A 16621-nucleotide genomic window follows, 5' to 3' on the forward strand; every position below is an offset into this window, starting at 1 on the left:
GCCGCCGCCGGCCCCCGGGCCGGCGCCGCCCGGGCGGGTGCATCGGGTCCGCGTCGGCAGGCCGCGGGCGGGGCCCGGTCCTACGCTGGAGGCACCTGCCCGACGCTGCCCGGGAGCTCCGCCATGACCGTCACCGATGCCGCGACCGGTTCCTCCGAGACGACGGGGCGGTGGGCGTCCGAAGCGCTGCGCCGGGCCGACCCGCAGCTGGCCGATCTGCTGGCCGCCGAGGCCGAGCGCCGCGCCGAGACGATCCAGCTGCTGGCGGGGGAGAACCTCACCGATCCGGCCGTCCTGGCCGCCCTGGGCGGCCCGCTGATCGACAAGTACGCCGAGGGCTACCCCGGACGGCGCCACCACACCGGCTGCGCCCTGGCGGACGCCGCCGAGCTGCTGGCGATCGACCGGGCCCGTCAGCTGTTCGCCGCCCCGCACGCCAACGTCCAGCCCCGCTCGGCCACTTCGGCGATGCTGGCGGCGTACGCCGCGCTGCTGCGCCCCGGTGACGTGGTGCTGGCGATGTCGCTGGAGCACGGCGGCCACCTGAGCTGCGGCTCGCGCGCCAACTTCTCGGGCCGCTGGTTCGAGTTCATCGGCTACGGGGTGCGCGAGGACGACGGCCTGATCGACCTCGACCAGGTCCGCGAGCTCGCCCGCCGGCACCGGCCGAAGGCCATCGTGGCCGGCTCGATCTCCCACCCCCGGCACCCGGACTGGGCGGCCTTCCGGGCGATCGCCGAAGAGGTGGACGCCTATCTGATCGCCTCGGTCGCCCAGACCACCGGCCTGGTCGCGGCCGGTGTGGCGCCGTCCCCGCTGCCGTACGCGGACGTCACCGTGGCCGCCACCCACAAGCTGCTCCGCGGCCCGCGCGGCGGCCTGCTGCTCTCCACCGCCGAGCTGGCCGATCGGATCGACCGGGCGGTCTTCCCGTTCAGCCAGGGCGGCGCCGCGATGAACGAGGTGGCCGGCAAGGCCGTCGCGTTCGCCCGGGCGGGCACCCCCGAGTACCGCGCCTACGCCCACCGCACGGTCGCGGGGGCGCGGGTGCTGGCGGCGGGGCTCGCGGAGGCCGGGATGCGCCCGTTGACCGGCGGTACCGACACCCATCTGGTGACGGCCGACGTCCGACCGCTCGGGGTCAGCGGAGCCGAGGCCGAGCGCCGGTGCGCCGCCGCCGGTCTGCTGCTCGGCAAGTGCGCGCTGCCGTACGACTCCGCGCCGCCGTCCGAGGCCTCCGGGATCCGGCTCGGCAGCGGGACCGTCACCACCCAGGGCATGGGGGAGGCCGAGCTGGCCGAGATCGCCGCACTGGTCGGTCGCCTGCTCGTCGAGGGCACGGACGTCCGGATCGGGGCCCGGGTCCGTGAGCTGGCGGGCGCCTTCGCCGCCCCGGGCCGGGGGGCTTCGCACTCTCCTACCCGGTAGGGCGAACCGCGATGCACGCGCCGGGCGTCCGACTCAATAAGGTGTGTGCCGTGGCGACGCACCTCGAACCCCGGACAGGCACGGGAGTACCTTCGGTACCGACCCGTCGGACAGTGACGCAGGAGGCCAGTGGTGCGTGAGTATCTGCTGGTGCTGTTCTGCACGGCGGCCGTCACCTATCTGCTGACCGGCCCGGTCCGGAAGTTCGCGATCGCGGCCGGCGCGATGCCGCCGGTCCGCGCCCGTGACGTGCACCGCGAGCCCACGCCCCGGCTGGGCGGCATCGCCATGTTCGGCGGGCTCTGCGCGGGCATCCTGGTCGCCTCCCAACTGGACAACCTCAGCAAGGTGTTCTCGCAGGGCACCGACATCCGCGCGCTGCTCTCCGGCGCCGGGATCATGTGGCTGCTCGGCGTGCTCGACGACAAGTGGGGCGTGGACGCCCTGGTCAAGCTGGGCGGTCAGATGATCGCCGCCGGTGTGATGGTCTGGCAGGGCGTCACCGTGATCACCCTGCCGGTGCCCGGCGTCGGCGCGGTCGCGGTCAGCCCCACCCAGGGCATGGTCATCTCGGTCACCATGGTCGTCGTCATGGTCAACGCGGTGAACTTCATCGACGGCCTGGACGGTCTGGCCGGCGGCATGGTCTGCATCGCCGCGATGGCGTTCTTCCTCTACTCGTACCGGCTCTGGTACGGCTACACGATCACCGACGCGGCGCCCGCCGTCCTGTTCAGCGTGCTGCTGATCGGGATGTGCCTGGGTTTCCTGGCGCACAACCTGCACCCGGCGCGGATCTTCATGGGCGACTCCGGCTCGATGATGCTCGGCCTGATGCTGGCCGTCGCCGCGATCTCCATCACCGGCCGGGTCGACCCCGACCTCATCACCAGCGAGACCGGTTCGCAGACCGCCACCGTGCACGCCCTGGTCCCGATCTACATCCCGCTGCTGCTGCCGCTGACCGTCATCGCGCTGCCGCTGGCCGACCTGCTGCTCGCCGTGGTGCGCCGCACCTGGGCCGGCCAGTCGCCGTTCGCCGCGGACAAGCGGCACCTGCACCACCGGCTCCTCCAGGTCGGCCACTCGCACAGCCGGGCCGTCCTGATCATGTACTTCTGGGCCGCGCTGATCGCCTTCGGCACCGTGGCCTTCTCGGTCACCAACACCGGCCGCACGGTCGCCCTCACGCTGGCCGGGCTCTGCCTGGTCGGCCTGGTGGTGCTGCTCACCCCGCGCTTCCGCCCGCGCGCGCCGCGGGCCGTGCAGGCCTTCGTGCCGCCGCGCTACCGGCGCCGCAAGCCGGTCCGCGCCGCCGCACCGGTCGCCGAGGGCGAGGCCCCGGCCGCCGCCGCGGCCGCCTCGGAGCCGATGGCCGAGCTCTCCGCGAAGGACAAGGAGCTGCTCGGCGGCCTGGGCAAGGGGGGCTCGTCGGCGGTCGGCGGCCGGGGTCACGGCAGCGGTCGCGGCCACTAGGCCGAACGGCGGGTCCGACACCTGACACGCCGTCAAGGTGGTTCACCCGTACGGAGGCACCCTTGGGCCGTCAGTGTGACAGGTGCCACACAATCATGGTAAAGCTCTCATCAAATAGTTTGTGATACCGTTCACGAGTACCGAGAACACGCCGAAAGACCTGACAGGTGGAGGACTTCCGTCCCCGGTCGGTCTCCCTCGACGGACTCGCCGCAGAGCGGCCGGTCCACGGCGGTCCCTTGGTCGGTACCACCACCACGTTCTGTGCCCGTCCCCCTGCCACATCGACATGCCGCCGGAGCTGCCGACATGCCGTCCAACGACGCCCGGATCCTCCGAGGCGCCGCGATCCCCACTGCGGTCGCCGGAGTCATCGCCATGGCGATCTCGTTCGCCGTCGCAGGTGGCAAGGGACTGCTCGGCGCCTTCTTCGGCGCGCTGCTGGTGGTGGCGTTCTTCAGCTTCGGCCAGGTCGCCCTCGACCGGCTGACCAGGTCGAACCCGCAGATGATGATGGCTGCGGGGTTGCTCGTCTACACCACGCAGATCCTGCTGGTCGGCATCGTCCTCGCGGTCTTCAAGAACACCGAACTCTTCAACCGGCAGGCGTTCGCCTTCACCCTGCTGGGCTGCGCCCTGATCTGGACGGGCTTCCAGGTGCGCGGTGCGCTCAAGGCCAAGACCTTCTACGTCGAGGCCGACGCCTCCGAAAACAAGGGCGACAAGCCCTCGGACTCGGGGCGTCAACAGTGACGAGGCCCGGCTGTCCCCCCAACGAGGGGGGCAGTGTTTATGCCGCACTGACGGACTGCTATCGTCCGTCGCAACAACGGAGTACGGGAAGAGGCCAGGTCTGTCCGCACGATGGACGGATCGCCCCCCGGATCCTTGCAGTCTTCGATGATCCCGCTGTGGTGCAGCGCACCGCCGTGCGGGATCGGCGAGAAACCCATCAAGTTCCAGTGCCGCACCGTGGCCTCGGGCCACGCCGACACACCGAGGTTGCCGTAACCATGCGTCACGACGAAGGAGTCCGTGGTGAGTGCTGAACTCACGTCTTCGCTCGCCTCAGGCAGTTGCCACTTCGGGGACGCTGGCTGCGGCTTCCCGGCCCCCGGCCTGAACGAGTTCGACTTCAAGCCGATCTTCTCGATCGGCAGCTTCGAATTCAACAAGCCGATGCTGCTGTCGATGATCGTCGCAGTGCTGGTGGTCGTCTTCTTCTGGGCCGCGTTCGCCAAGCCGCGCCTGGTGCCCGGCAAGCTGCAGCTGGTCGGTGAGATCGGCTACGACTTCGTCAAGCGGTCCATCGTGCTGGAGACGATCGGCAAGAAGGGCGAGAAGTTCGTCCCGATGCTCGTCTCGATGTTCTTCTTCGTCTGGCTGATGAACATCATGTCGGTCATCCCGTTCGCCCAGTTCCCGGTGACGGCGGCCATCGCCTTCCCGGCGGGCCTGGCGGGGGTCGTGTGGATCACCTACATGACCCTGACCTTCAAGAAGCACGGCTTCGTCGGCGGTCTGAAGAACCTCTGCTGGCCCTCGGGCATCCCCGGCTGGGTCATGTTCATCCTGGTGCCGATCGAGTTCTTCTCGAACATCTTCGTGCGCCCGTTCACGCTCGCGGTCCGAGCCTTCGCGAACATGTTCGCCGGCCACCTGCTGATCGTGATGTTCTCCATCGCCTCCTGGTACCTGCTCAGCCCGACCCTGGGCGCGCTCTACGGCTCGGCGTCGTTCATCGTCGCCATCGGCCTGACCGCCTTCGAGCTGCTGGTCCAGTTCCTGCAGGCCTACATCTTTGTGATGCTGGCCAGCAGCTACATCGCCGGTGCCCTCGAAGAGGCGCACTGAGCCTGGGGCCCCGGCCCCTCACGAACCAACCTCCCGGATCGCCCGGTGGCCAATCACCACCGGTTCACCACCCCTGCAAAGGACAATTGCAATGAGCATGCTCGCTGAGGGCGTCGTCGGTTCCATCGCCTCCGTCGGCTACGGTCTCGCGGCCATCGGCCCCGGCATCGGCGTTGGTCTCATCTTCGGTAACGGTGTCCAGGCCATGGCCCGTCAGCCCGAGGCTGCCGGCCTGATCCGTTCCAACATGTTCATCGGCTTCGCGCTGACCGAGGCGCTCGCCCTGATCGGCATCGTCATGCCGTTCGTCTTCGGCACCGGCAAGTAATTCCGGCGTAGCCCTTTCTGAGGAAGGTCCAGATATGAGCATCGCGGCTTCGCTCGCGGCCGAGGAGCAGATGAATCCGCTCCTCCCCGCGTGGCCCGAGATCATCATCGGCCTGCTCTGCTTCTTCATCGTCTTCGGGCTGCTCGGCAAGAAGCTCCTCCCCAGCATCGAGAAGGTGCTGTCGGAGCGTCGGGACGCCATCGAGGGCGGCATGGAGCGCGCCGAGGCCGCTCAGGCCGAGGCCCAGGCCCTGCTTGAGCAGTACCGCGCCGAGCTCGCCGAGGCGCGTCACGAGGCTGCCCGCATCGTCGAGCAGGCTCGCGAGCAGGGCGCTGCCCAGCTCACCGAGATGCGCGAGGAGGGCCAGCGTCAGCGCGAGGCCATCGTCGCCGCCGGCCACGCGCAGATCGAGGCCGACAAGAAGCAGGCGACCACCGCCCTGCGCCAGGACGTGGGTTCGCTCGCTTCGCAGCTGGCCTCCCGCATCGTGGGCGAGTCCCTTGAGGACCACACGCGGCAGAGCGGCGTGATCGACCGGTTCCTGGACGAGCTGGAGGCCAAGGCCACCGTTGCTCCGGGTGCGGCCAAGTGATCGGCGCTAGCCGCGAGGCCCTCGCCGCCGGGCGGCAGAACCTCGAAGCCCTGACCGACTCCACCTCGGTGGACGCGGTCAAGGTCGCCGAGGAGCTCACCGCCGTCACGGTCCTCCTGGACCGTGAGGTGTCGCTGCGCCGCGTCCTGACCGACCCGTCCCGGTCCGGCCAGGACAAGGCCCAGCTGGTCTCCTCGCTGCTGACCGGGCAGGTCTCCGGCGAGACCATCGACCTGGTCTCCGGCCTGGTCCGCTCCCGCTGGTCGGGGTCGCGCGACCTGGTCGACTCGGTCGAGGAGCTGGCCGCGTACGCCGAGGTCATCGCCGCCGACAAGGCCGGTGTCCTGGACGACGTCGAGGACGAGCTGTTCCGGTTCGGCCGGGTGGTGAACGGCTCCACCGAGCTGCGCTCCGCGCTGACCGAGCCCAAGGCCGGCGCCGTCGCCAAGGCCGAGCTGATCAAGAAGCTGCTCGGTGGCCGCGCCAACGCGGGCACCGTCCGGCTGGTCACCGCCCTGGTGAACAACCCGCGTGGCCGTAGCCTGGAGCAGGGCCTCGAGTCCTACTCGAGGCTCGCCGCCGCACGGCGCGGGCGCGTGGTGGCCCTGGTCACCACCGCGGTGCCGCTGTCCGACAGCCAGAAGGATCGCCTGGAAGGCGCTCTCGGCCGGCTGTACAGCCGCCGGGTCCACCTGAACATCGACGTCGACCCCGAGGTCGTCGGCGGTGTCCGGGTCCAGATCGGCGACGAGATCATCGACGGCACCGTGTCGAGCCGCCTCGAAGGCGCTCGCCAGTCGCTCGAAGGCTGAGCACCGAAGAACATCCGACCCTCGGTCGGGAACCGGCTCCACCGGAGCCGGCAAATCGTACGGCCGGTTCGAGAGACCCGGCCGAGAGTCGAATACTTGCGGCCCTCAATGGCGGGCCGAGGATCGCAAACTAGGAGAGCAGGGAAGCCTGATGGCGGAGCTTACGATCCGTCCGGAGGAAATCCGGGACGCGCTGGCCGACTTTGTCCAGTCGTACCAGCCGGACGCCGCCTCGCGTGAAGAGGTCGGCACGGTCACTGACGCGGCGGACGGCATCGCCCATGTCGAGGGTCTGCCCTCGGTCATGGCGAACGAGCTGCTGAAGTTCGAGGACGGCACGCTCGGCCTCGCGCTGAACCTCGACACCCGTGAGATCGGTGTCGTCATCCTCGGTGAGTTCGGCGGCATCGAGGAGGGCCAGACGGTGCGCCGCACCGGCGAAGTCCTCTCCGTGCCGGTCGGCGACGGCTACCTCGGCCGCGTCGTGGACCCGCTGGGCAACGCGATCGACGGTCTGGGCGACATCGCCTCCACCGGCCGTCGCGCCCTGGAGCTGCAGGCCCCCGGCGTCATGGTCCGCAAGTCGGTCCACGAGCCGATGCAGACCGGTATCAAGGCCATCGACGCGATGACCCCGATCGGCCGCGGCCAGCGTCAGCTGATCATCGGCGACCGCCAGACCGGCAAGACCGCGGTGGCGATCGACACGATCATCAACCAGCGCGACAACTGGCGCTCGGGCGACCCGAAGAAGCAGGTCCGCTGCATCTACGTCGCCGTGGGCCAGAAGGGCTCCACCATCGCGTCCGTGCGTGGCGCCCTGGAGGAGGCCGGCGCGCTGGAGTACACCACGATCGTGGCTGCTCCCGCCTCCGACCCGGCCGGCTTCAAGTACCTCGCCCCGTACACCGGTTCGGCCATCGGCCAGGAGTGGATGTACGACGGCAAGCACGTCCTCATCATCTTCGACGACCTGTCGAAGCAGGCCGAGGCGTACCGCTCCGTGTCGCTGCTGCTCCGTCGTCCGCCGGGCCGCGAGGCCTACCCGGGTGACGTCTTCTACCTGCACTCCCGCCTGCTGGAGCGCTGCGCGAAGCTCTCCGACGAGCTGGGCGCCGGCTCGATGACCGGTCTGCCGATCATCGAGACCAAGGCCAACGACGTCTCGGCGTACATCCCGACCAACGTCATCTCGATCACCGACGGCCAGTGCTTCCTGGAGTCCGACCTGTTCAACGCCGGCATCCGCCCGGCCGTGAACGTCGGTATCTCGGTCTCCCGCGTCGGTGGTTCGGCCCAGATCAAGGCCATGAAGTCGGTCGCCGGCCGTCTGCGTCTGGACCTCGCCCAGTACCGTGAGCTGGAGGCCTTCGCCGGCTTCGGTTCCGACCTGGACGCGGCCTCCAAGGCCCAGCTGGAGCGCGGTGCGCGCATGGTCGAGCTGCTCAAGCAGGGCCAGTACCAGCCGTTCCCGGTCGAGGAGCAGGTCGTCTCCATCTGGGCCGGCACCACCGGCAAGCTGGACGACGTCCCGGTCGCGGAGATCCGCCGCTTCGAGCGCGAGTTCCTGGACCACCTGCGCCTTCAGCACAAGAACCTGCTGGCCGGCATCGTCGAGACCTCCAAGCTGGAGGACGGCACCATCGACGCGCTGACCTCCGCGATCGAGGCCTTCAAGCAGGGCTACACCACGGCTGACGGCAAGCTGCTCTCCGAGCAGGCCTGAGTCCGGTAGCGAGGGAAAGGACGTAACGACCCATGGGAGCACAGCTTCGGGTCTACAAGCGCCGGATCCGCTCTGTCACCGCGACGAAGAAGATCACCAAGGCGATGGAGATGATCTCCGCGGCGCGCATCGGTAAGGCGCAGCGCGCGGTGGCCGCCTCCACTCCGTACGCCGATGAGCTCACCCGGGCGGTGACGGCGGTGGCCACCCGGTCCAACGCCAAGCACCCGCTCACCAGCGAGAACCCGGCCGCCACGCGCGCCGCGGTACTGCTGATCACGGCGGACCGCGGTCTGGCGGGCGGCTACTCGTCCAACGCCATCAAGGCCTCGCTGGTGCTCGCCGAGCGCCTGCGCGGCGAGGGCAAGGACGTGGTGACGTACGTCGTCGGCCGCAAGGGCGTCTCGTACTACACCTTCCGTGACCTCGCGGTCGCGGAGTCGTGGACGGGCTTCTCGGACAAGCCGACGTACGGCGACGCCAAGGCGGTCTCGGCCGCTCTGATCTCGGCCTTCACGGCCGAGACGGACGGTGTCGACGAGGTCCACGTGATCTCGACGCGGTTCGAGTCCATGCTGACCCAGACCGCGGTGGACGCCCGGCTGCTGCCGCTGAAGCTCGACGAGGTCGAGCTCAGCGACGAGTCGAAGGCCACGCACGAGATCTTCCCGCTGTACGACTTCGAGCCGTCGGCGGAGGGCGTCCTCGACGCACTGCTGCCGCGGTACGTCGAGAGCCGGATCTACAACGCGCTGCTGCAGTCCGCCGCATCGGAGCACGCCGCTCGCCGGCGCGCGATGAAGAGCGCGACGGACAACGCCGGAGAGCTCATCAAGTCGCTTACGCGGCTTGCCAACTCGGCCCGTCAGGCCGAGATCACCCAGGAAATCAGCGAGATCGTCGGCGGTGCCAACGCCCTCGCCGACGCTAGCCGCGGGAGCGAATGAGAATGACCACCACTGTTGAGCCGACCACGGCGACGGGCCGCGTCGCGCGGGTCATCGGCCCGGTCGTCGACGTGGAGTTCCCCGTCGACGCGATTCCGGAGATGTTCAACGCCCTGCACGTCGAGGTGGACAACCCCGACGGCTCGGGCAAGAAGGTCCTGACCCTCGAGGTCGCGCAGCACCTCGGCGACGGCATGGTCCGCGGCATCTCGATGCAGCCGACCGACGGCCTGGTCCGTGGCGCGCAGGTCTCCGACACCGGCTCCGCCATCTCGGTGCCGGTCGGCCAGATCACCAAGGGCAAGGTCTTCAACGCCCTCGGTGAGGTGCTGAACGTCGACAAGGCCGAGTTCGAGGCCGAGGTCAAGGTCCGCTGGCCGATCCACCGCAAGGCGCCGGCCTTCAAGGACCTCGAGTCCAAGACCGAGATGTTCGAGACCGGCATCAAGGTCATCGACCTGCTCACCCCGTACGTCACCGGTGGCAAGATCGGTCTGTTCGGTGGTGCCGGTGTCGGCAAGACCGTTCTGATCCAGGAGATGATCTACCGCGTCGCCGAGAACTTCGGTGGTGTGTCGGTCTTCGCCGGCGTCGGCGAGCGCACTCGTGAGGGCAACGACCTCATCCACGAGATGGTGGACTCGGGCGTTCTGGACAAGACCGCGCTGGTCTTCGGCCAGATGGACGAGCCGCCGGGCACCCGTCTTCGCGTCGCGCTCTCCGCGCTGACCATGGCGGAGTACTTCCGTGACGTCGAGAAGCAGGACGTGCTCCTCTTCATCGACAACATCTTCCGGTTCACCCAGGCCGGTTCCGAGGTGTCGACCCTGCTCGGCCGGATGCCCTCCGCGGTGGGTTACCAGCCGAACCTGGCCGACGAGATGGGCCTCCTCCAGGAGCGCATCACCTCGACCCGCGGTCACTCGATCACCTCGATGCAGGCGATCTACGTCCCCGCGGACGACCTGACCGACCCGGCCCCGGCCACCACCTTCGCCCACCTGGACGCGACGACCGTTCTGTCGCGCCCGATCTCGGAGAAGGGCATCTACCCGGCCGTCGACCCGCTGGACTCCACGTCCCGCATCCTCGACCCGCGTTACATCGCGCAGACCCACTACGAGACGGCCATCCGTATCAAGGGGATCCTGCAGAAGTACAAGGACCTCCAGGACATCATCGCCATCCTCGGTATGGACGAGCTGTCGGAGGAGGACAAGATCACGGTCCACCGTGCCCGTCGCATCGAGCGCTTCCTCTCGCAGAACACCTACGTGGCGAAGCAGTTCACCGGCGTCGACGGTTCGACCGTGCCGCTGTCGGAGACCATCGAGGCCTTCAACGCGATCGCGGACGGCAAGTACGACTCCGTCCCCGAGCAGGCCTTCTTCATGTGCGGTGGCATCGAGGACCTCGAGAAGAACGCCGCCGAGCTCGCGAAGAAGTAGTCGCGTCCGGTAGCAGCCGAGTGTGATCGTGAGGGGTGGGCCCCAGCCCTGGGACCCACCCCTCACGTCGCACCGGCTGTGATTCCGGTCAAATCCGTGCCGCCGGTTTCATGCCGGGGGCGCGGGCCCGTTATTCTTACCGAAACTCCCGAGCAATCGGGGGTTGCATGAGCCTAGGAGCCCACGTTGGCTGAGCTGCACGTCGAGCTGGTCGCAGCCGACCGCAAGGTGTGGTCCGGTGCGGCCACCATCGTCGTCGCCCGTACGGCCTCCGGTGACACCGGCATCATGCCGGGTCACACCCCGGTGCTGAGCGTGCTGGAGACCGGTCCGGTCACCATCCGCACCGTGGACGGCGGCACCGTGATCGCCGCTGTGCACGGCGGCTTCATCTCCTTCGCCGACAACAAGCTGTCTCTGCTCGCGGAGATCGCCGAGCTGGCGGACGAGATCGATGTCGCGCGCGCCGAGCGTGCACTGGAGAAGGCACAGTCGGACCTGGACGAGCACGCCGAGCGACGCGCCGAGGTGCGTCTGTTCGCGGCGCGCGGTCTCAAGGCCCACGCCTGAGTGCGCCGGACCCTCGCTTGGCGGGGTCGACCGACGGTCCCGGGGACGCGTGAGCGTGACCCCGGGACTGTCGTCTCAGTTGGTAGGTCAACGCGGTCGCCTGATACGACCGATACGGGGAACGCGGGTAGCGAGGAGGTAGGTGAGCATGGTCCTCGCCCTTGTGGTGTGCGCGGCGGTCGTTGCGCTGGGTGTGATCGGCCTGGTGGCGTTCGCGGTGCGGCGCCGTGTGATCCAGCGGGTCGGCGGAACGTTCGACTGCAGTTACCGGCTCAAAATGCCCGCCGACGCCTCGACGCAGCCCGACCTCGACGAGAACGGCAAACCCACCTCGGCCCCGGTTCCCCAGACCGATGGCAAGGGGTGGGTTTTTGGTATCGGGCGCTACAGCGGTGACTCGATCGAGTGGTTCCGGGTCTTCTCGTACGCCCCGCGCCCGCGCCGGGTGCTCCCGCGCCGGGAGATCGAGGTGCTCGGCCGGCGCTACCCCGAGGGCCAGGAGGAGCTGGCGCTGCTCTCCGGCTCGGTCGTGCTCCGCTGCCTGCACAACGGCGCCCCGCTGGAGCTGGCGATGAGCGACGACGCCCTGACCGGCTTCCTCGCCTGGCTCGAAGCCGCCCCGCCCGGGCAGAGGGTGAACGTCGCGTAGCGACGAGACGCTCGGGGTGGGGGTACCTCCCGGCCGGAGGCTGGGGTGGGGGTACCTCCCGGCCGGAGGCTGGGGTGGGGGTACCTCCCGGCCGGAGGCTGGGGTGGGGGTACCTCCCGGCCGGAGGCTGGGGGAGGGTGAACGTCGCGTAGCGACGAGACCCTGGGGCCGGGGGTTAACGCGGCCTAACCCGGCTCGCTAGGCTGGGCGGCATGGTCAATCTGACGCGCATCTACACCCGTACCGGCGACGACGGCACCACCGCGCTCGGTGACATGAGCCGTACCACCAAGACCGACCCGCGCCTGATCGCGTACGCCGACACCAACGAGGCCAACGCCGCGATCGGCGTGGCGATCGCCGCCGGAGGCCTCGCCGAGGACGTCACCGCGGTGCTCGTCCGGGTGCAGAACGACCTCTTCGACGTCGGCGCGGACCTGGCCACCCCGGTGGTGGAGGACCCGAAGTACCCGCCGCTGCGGGTGCTGCAGTCCTACATCGACAAGCTGGAGACGGACTGCGACCACTACCTGGAGTCGCTGGAGAAGCTGCGCAGCTTCATCCTCCCCGGCGGCACCGTCGGCGCGGCCCACCTGCACCTGGCCTGCACGGTGGTGCGGCGGGCCGAGCGGGCCACCTGGGCGGCGATCGAGGAGCACGGGGACACCGTGAACCCGCTGACCGCCAAGTACCTCAACCGGCTGTCCGACCTGCTGTTCATCCTGGCCCGGGCGGCCAACAAGGAGCGCGGCGACGTGCTCTGGGTGCCGGGCGAGAACCGCTGAGCCGACCGCCCCGCCGGTCGGCGGGACGGTGGGGCGTCCGGCGGCGGGCCGCTACTGCTGCTGGGGGATCCTCCAGCCGACCACGTGCCCGTCCTCGACGATCGCGCCGGCCGGCGCCTCCTTGGGCCAGAGCGAGTAGCAGCCGGCCACGATCACGTTGATCCCGGCCGCCATGCCCAGCCGCAGGTACCAGCCGGTGAAGGTGCCGAAGCCGGCGGCGCCGTCGGAGAGCGGGACGAGCGCGGTGATCAGCGCCAGGGTGATGGCGGCCGAGACCACGGTGCGGCGGCAGAACTCCCACTCGTGGCGGGTCCGCGCGGGCCCGTACTTGGGGGCGCCCTTGGGCTTGGGGCCGCCGGCGAAGCGGTACTGGAAGTGCCGGTCGGCCCAGCGGACCAGGGACGGCCCGAAGCCGATCGAGAAGCCCGCGTAGCTCGCGGCCAGCGCGTGCGTCCAGCTCGCGGTGGCGCCGCCGCGCAGGTCGAGCACGGTGAGCACGAAGAGCGTGAGGTCCACCACCGGCAGGCCGACCAGCAGCGCGGTGCTCACCCCGCGCAGCCGCAGCAGGTAGCGGGTGGCGAGCCCGAGGGCGAGGAGCACCCAGAAGGCGACCTCGGCCCCGATGACGAGGGTGACGATCATGGTGACTCCCGGACTTCTCGGCGGTACCCCCCAGCCTTGCCGCCCGGGGCGCCCCCGTCGTCGTCGCCGACGCCGAGCCTTGCCTGCACCTTTCGATGTACGGCGGCTCCTCCCTGGACCGGAGCCGGGGGCCGGCCGGGGATGATCTGATGGGGGAGTGCGCAGACCGACACTCACCCCGCGGCAGGAGGACCGGGCGATCGCCCTCTTCGGGCTGGTCGGCGGGCTGGTGCTGATCGCGTCCAAGGTCTACGACCACTCCTCGGCCGTGCCGCGCTGGCTGGTGCTGCCGCCGCTGCTGGTCACGGCCGCGCTGGAGCTGTTCCGGCGCACCCGCCCGATCCTGACGGTGACGCTCGGCGGGGCGGTCTTCGCGGCGAGCATCTTCAGCGGTGCGCTGATCGCGACCACCATCATGTACACCGACCTGCTCTACGCGGCGGTGGTCTACGGCCGCCCGCGGATGTCCCGCGTCCTGCACCTGTCCGGCGCCGCCTCGGTGCTCGTCCTGAGCAGCCTGTCGTTCCTGTACAGCGACGCCCCGACGGCGCTGGCCGTCGTGGTGCTCACCTCGCTGATCTTCCTCGGACCGGTGTGGACCGGGGACCTGGTGCGCAGGCACCGCGAGGAGGCGGAGAGCCAGCGGCTGCGCGCCGAGCAGACCGCGCTGCTCTCCGAGATGGACCGGCGCGAGGCGGTGGTCGCCGAACGGGCGCGGATGGCGAGGGAGTTGCACGACGTGGTGGCCAACCACCTGTCGGCCATCGCGATCCACGCCACCGGCGCCCAGTCGGTGGCCCGACGCCAGCACCGGACGGCGGAGGATCCGCTGGTGGCGGCGCTGGGAGTGATCCGGGAGAACAGCGTGCAGGGATTGGCCGAAATGCGCCGCATGATCGGGCTGCTGCGCGACAGCGGCGGCGGCGAGGCCGACGCGTCGTACGCCGCGCCCGACCTGGGCGCGGTGGACGCGCTGCTGGCCAAGGCCGGGGACGCCGGGCGGGCCGTGGGGCTGGAGTTCGAGCTCGCGGAGCACGGCGAGCGCGGGGAGCCGGCGGTGCCGGTCGGGCTGGCGGCGTACCGGATCGTGCAGGAGTCGCTCACCAACGCGCTCAAGCACGCCGGCCCGGGCCGGGTGCACGTCCTGCTGGAGTACCTCCCGCAGGAGCTGCGGATCACCGTGGACAGCCCGTACCGCACCGACGTGGGCCGGGAGCTGCCCGGCGCCCGGGCGGGGATGGTGGGCATGCGGGAACGGGCCGGGCTGCTCGGCGGCAGCTTCGAGGCCGGTCCGGTCGGGGACCGCTGGACCGTACGGGCGGTGCTGCCGCGGGAGCCGGTGGCGGCGGAAGGGGAGCGGCGGGCATGACGATTCGGGTGCTGGTGGCCGAGGACCAGGCGGCCGTCCGGGCGGCGCTGGTGATGATCCTGCGGGCGGAGCCGGACCTGGAGGTGGTCGGGGAGGCCGCGGACGGCGAGGAGGCGGTACGGCTGGCCCTGGAACTGCGGCCCGACGTCGTCCTGATGGACGTGCAGATGCCCCGGCTGGACGGCGTCTCGGCGACCGGCCGGGTGGTGGCCGCGGGGGCCGCCCAGGTGCTGGTGCTGACCACCTTCGACCTGGACGAGTACGTCTACGGCGCGCTGCGGGCCGGCGCGGCCGGCTTCCTGCTGAAGGACCTGGAGGCGGACACCCTGGTCGAGGGCATCCGCACGGTGGCGCGCGGGGACGGCATGCTGGCGCCCTCGGTGACCAGGCGGCTGATCGGCACCTTCGCCCGCCCCGGCCGCGCGGTCGGACCCGAGACGCGGGAGTCGGTGTCGGGGCTCACCCCGCGCGAGCGGGAGGTGCTGGCCTGCATCGGCGCGGGGATGTCGAACGGCGAGATCGCCGAGCGGCTGGAGATGGCCGAGGCGACCACCAAGACGCACGTCAGCCGGATCCTCGCCAAGCTGCGGATGCGCAGCCGGGTGCAGGCGGCGATCCTCGCGCAGGACCTCGGTCTGACGATCTGAACAACGGCCTTCCGGTATCGGGCCAGGTCAGTCGCAGATCACACTCCCGGATGACACCACGGCGGGCGGAAGGGCATTAGAGTCCGGCGCATGAGCGGCGCGGCTCATGAGCGGGTGACCCCTGCGCTGAGCCGCCTTCAGGGCCCGCCCGCAGGGCGGCGACGGCATCCGGGAGACCCAGCCATGAGCAACGCGTCCAGCAAGCAGATCGCCGTGATCGGTGCCGGCCTGATGGGTGCCGGTATCGCCCAGGTCTCCGCCCAGGCCGGACACCCGGTGGTGCTGCGGGACGTCACCGAGGCCGCGCTGCAGCGCGGTGTGGCCGGTATCCGGGCCTCGTACGAGAAGTTCGTCGCCAAGGGCCGGCTGACCGCCGAGGACGCCGAGGCGGCGCTCGGCCGGATCACCACCACGACGGACCTGGGCGCGGTGGCCGAGGCCGACATCGTGGTCGAGGCGGTCTTCGAGCAGCTGGACGTCAAGGAAGCCGTCTTCAAGGAGCTCGACAAGATCGCCAAGGACGGCGCGGTGCTGGCCTCCAACACCTCGGCCATCCCGATCACCCGGATCGCCGCCGCCACCGGGCGCCCCGAGTCGGTCGTCGGCGTGCACTTCTTCTCGCCGGTGCCGCTGATGCGCCTGGTGGAGCTGGTGCGCGGCTACAAGACCAGCGACGAGACGCTCGCCACCGCGCGCGCCTTCGCCGAGGGGGTCGGCAAGGAGGTCGTGGTGGTCAACCGCGACGTGGCCGGCTTCGTCACCACCCGCCTGATCATGGCGCTGGTGGTCGAGGCCGCCAAGCTGTACGAGTCGGGCGTCGCCAGCGCCGAGGACATCGACACCGCCTGCCGACTCGGTTTCGGACACGCCATGGGCCCACTGGAGACCGCCGACCTGACCGGCGTCGACATCCTGCTGCACGCCGCCCGGAACATCTACGCCGAGACCAAGGACGAGAAGTTCGCCGCGCCGGAGATCATGGCCCGCATGGTCACCGCCGGTGACCTGGGCCGCAAGAGCGGGCAGGGCTTCTACCCGTACCCGGCCAAGTGACCCGCCGGGGCCGCTGACCGACCGGGCCGTGCGGTCACAGCACCGTACGGCCCACCTCGCCGGGGATGGGTGAGTTTCCTCACGCCGGGTGCCGCAGACGGGTGATTTGGGCGGTAATCGAGCGTAGGTGTGGAGACTTCCTGCGTATATTCCCTCGGACGAGTGAAGTTGCTTCAGATCTGGCCGGAACCAGCAACCTGCGGACCTGGTTCACCGTCAGATGAGGGGGACCCGGCCCACGCCGACGATGCTGCGGCCGGCCCGGGCGCGGGGCTCCACGCCCGCCCGGTGGACA

Annotated in this window: 17 protein-coding genes; 16 read left to right on the plus strand and 1 reads right to left on the minus strand. The window is 70.2% G+C overall.

The genetic code is table 11. The annotated features are described in order from the left end of the window. Positions 1-123: 123 nt before the first annotated feature. The 13 genes from glyA to ABT263_RS09635 all read left to right on the plus strand — a co-directional run bounded on the left by glyA (position 124) and on the right by ABT263_RS09635 (position 12615). Positions 124-1428, plus strand: a complete 1305-nt coding sequence (gene glyA, locus ABT263_RS09575) for a serine hydroxymethyltransferase (protein WP_352289370.1) — start codon at positions 124-126, stop codon at positions 1426-1428. A 132-nt stretch (positions 1429-1560) separates the two neighbouring features. Further along, the gene (locus tag ABT263_RS09580) at positions 1561-2904 is read left to right on the plus strand and encodes an MraY family glycosyltransferase (protein ID WP_352289373.1); all 1344 of its coding nucleotides are present in this window, start codon (positions 1561-1563) and stop codon (positions 2902-2904) included. A 309-nt stretch (positions 2905-3213) separates the two neighbouring features. Continuing rightward, a complete protein-coding gene (locus ABT263_RS09585) occupies positions 3214-3657 on the plus strand; it encodes a Cg1360 family ATP-synthase-associated protein (protein WP_329489613.1) in 444 nt (147 codons plus the stop codon). Between the two features lie 285 nt (positions 3658-3942). Then, positions 3943-4758 carry a F0F1 ATP synthase subunit A gene (atpB, locus tag ABT263_RS09590; RefSeq protein WP_329489614.1) on the plus strand — a complete coding sequence of 272 codons (816 nt, stop codon included), beginning with the start codon at positions 3943-3945 and terminating at the stop codon, positions 4756-4758. Positions 4759-4849: 91 nt separating this feature from the next. Continuing rightward, positions 4850-5086: an ATP synthase F0 subunit C gene (gene atpE / locus ABT263_RS09595; protein ID WP_030235786.1), complete on the plus strand. Its 237-nt coding sequence runs from the start codon at positions 4850-4852 to the stop codon at positions 5084-5086. 34 nt (positions 5087-5120) lie between these two features. Next, positions 5121-5678, plus strand: a complete 558-nt coding sequence (locus ABT263_RS09600) for a F0F1 ATP synthase subunit B (RefSeq protein WP_329489615.1) — start codon at positions 5121-5123, stop codon at positions 5676-5678. Beyond that, the gene (locus ABT263_RS09605) at positions 5675-6490 is read left to right on the plus strand and encodes a F0F1 ATP synthase subunit delta (RefSeq protein WP_329489616.1); all 816 of its coding nucleotides are present in this window, start codon (positions 5675-5677) and stop codon (positions 6488-6490) included. The genes ABT263_RS09600 and ABT263_RS09605 overlap by 4 nt, the downstream gene beginning before the upstream one ends. Before the next feature lie 151 nt (positions 6491-6641). Further along, on the plus strand, positions 6642-8216 hold the full coding sequence (atpA, locus tag ABT263_RS09610) for a F0F1 ATP synthase subunit alpha (protein ID WP_329489617.1): 1575 nt from the start codon (positions 6642-6644) through the stop codon (positions 8214-8216). A 32-nt stretch (positions 8217-8248) separates the two neighbouring features. Then, complete coding sequence (locus ABT263_RS09615) at positions 8249-9163, plus strand: F0F1 ATP synthase subunit gamma (protein WP_352289376.1); 915 nt, start codon at positions 8249-8251, stop codon at positions 9161-9163. Between the two features lie 2 nt (positions 9164-9165). Further along, entirely contained in the window at positions 9166-10611 is a 1446-nt protein-coding gene (gene atpD, locus ABT263_RS09620; protein WP_329489619.1) for a F0F1 ATP synthase subunit beta, read from the plus strand. Positions 10612-10797: 186 nt separating this feature from the next. Further along, entirely contained in the window at positions 10798-11181 is a 384-nt protein-coding gene (locus ABT263_RS09625) for a F0F1 ATP synthase subunit epsilon (protein ID WP_148642910.1), read from the plus strand. A 148-nt stretch (positions 11182-11329) separates the two neighbouring features. Further along, entirely contained in the window at positions 11330-11830 is a 501-nt protein-coding gene (locus ABT263_RS09630; protein WP_329489620.1) for a DUF2550 domain-containing protein, read from the plus strand. 212 nt (positions 11831-12042) lie between these two features. Continuing rightward, positions 12043-12615, plus strand: a complete 573-nt coding sequence (locus ABT263_RS09635) for a cob(I)yrinic acid a,c-diamide adenosyltransferase (RefSeq protein ID WP_352289379.1) — start codon at positions 12043-12045, stop codon at positions 12613-12615. Between the two features lie 51 nt (positions 12616-12666). Here the strand turns inward: ABT263_RS09635 and ABT263_RS09640 are convergent, their stop codons facing one another. Further along, positions 12667-13257 (minus strand): hypothetical protein, encoded by a 591-nt coding sequence (locus ABT263_RS09640; RefSeq protein ID WP_352289382.1) that lies wholly within the window; start codon positions 13255-13257, stop codon positions 12667-12669. A gap of 157 nt (positions 13258-13414) precedes the next feature. Here ABT263_RS09640 and ABT263_RS09645 point away from each other — a divergent pair, with 157 nt between their 5' ends. From ABT263_RS09645 to ABT263_RS09655, 3 genes are all read left to right on the plus strand, one after another. After that, on the plus strand, positions 13415-14626 hold the full coding sequence (locus tag ABT263_RS09645; RefSeq protein WP_352289385.1) for a sensor histidine kinase: 1212 nt from the start codon (positions 13415-13417) through the stop codon (positions 14624-14626). Beyond that, the gene (locus tag ABT263_RS09650; RefSeq protein ID WP_329489624.1) at positions 14623-15273 is read left to right on the plus strand and encodes a response regulator; all 651 of its coding nucleotides are present in this window, start codon (positions 14623-14625) and stop codon (positions 15271-15273) included. Before ABT263_RS09645 ends, ABT263_RS09650 begins: the two co-directional genes overlap by 4 nt. A 183-nt stretch (positions 15274-15456) precedes the next feature. Then, positions 15457-16326 carry a 3-hydroxyacyl-CoA dehydrogenase family protein gene (locus tag ABT263_RS09655; protein WP_352289388.1) on the plus strand — a complete coding sequence of 290 codons (870 nt, stop codon included), beginning with the start codon at positions 15457-15459 and terminating at the stop codon, positions 16324-16326. Positions 16327-16621 lie beyond the last annotated feature (295 nt).

Origin of the sequence: Kitasatospora sp. NPDC001603 (assembly GCF_040298365.1) — a bacterium.
In the GTDB taxonomy this organism is placed as follows: Bacteria; Actinomycetota; Actinomycetes; order Streptomycetales; family Streptomycetaceae; genus Kitasatospora.

Excerpts from the sequence above, each read along its gene's own strand:
- atpA (WP_329489617.1), top strand. The coding sequence starts at position 6,642 with ATGGCGGAGCTTACGATCCGTCCGGAGGAAATCCGGGACGCGCTGGCC.
- ABT263_RS09630 (WP_329489620.1), top strand. The coding sequence starts at position 11,330 with ATGGTCCTCGCCCTTGTGGTGTGCGCGGCGGTCGTTGCGCTGGGTGTG.
- ABT263_RS09650 (WP_329489624.1), top strand. The coding sequence starts at position 14,623 with ATGACGATTCGGGTGCTGGTGGCCGAGGACCAGGCGGCCGTCCGGGCG.
- atpD (WP_329489619.1), top strand. The coding sequence starts at position 9,166 with ATGACCACCACTGTTGAGCCGACCACGGCGACGGGCCGCGTCGCGCGG.
- ABT263_RS09615 (WP_352289376.1), top strand. The coding sequence starts at position 8,249 with ATGGGAGCACAGCTTCGGGTCTACAAGCGCCGGATCCGCTCTGTCACC.
- ABT263_RS09585 (WP_329489613.1), top strand. The coding sequence starts at position 3,214 with ATGCCGTCCAACGACGCCCGGATCCTCCGAGGCGCCGCGATCCCCACT.
- ABT263_RS09655 (WP_352289388.1), top strand. The coding sequence starts at position 15,457 with ATGAGCAACGCGTCCAGCAAGCAGATCGCCGTGATCGGTGCCGGCCTG.
- ABT263_RS09640 (WP_352289382.1), bottom strand. The coding sequence starts at position 13,257 with ATGATCGTCACCCTCGTCATCGGGGCCGAGGTCGCCTTCTGGGTGCTC.
- atpE (WP_030235786.1), top strand. The coding sequence starts at position 4,850 with ATGAGCATGCTCGCTGAGGGCGTCGTCGGTTCCATCGCCTCCGTCGGC.
- ABT263_RS09600 (WP_329489615.1), top strand. The coding sequence starts at position 5,121 with ATGAGCATCGCGGCTTCGCTCGCGGCCGAGGAGCAGATGAATCCGCTC.
- glyA (WP_352289370.1), top strand. The coding sequence starts at position 124 with ATGACCGTCACCGATGCCGCGACCGGTTCCTCCGAGACGACGGGGCGG.
- ABT263_RS09635 (WP_352289379.1), top strand. The coding sequence starts at position 12,043 with ATGGTCAATCTGACGCGCATCTACACCCGTACCGGCGACGACGGCACC.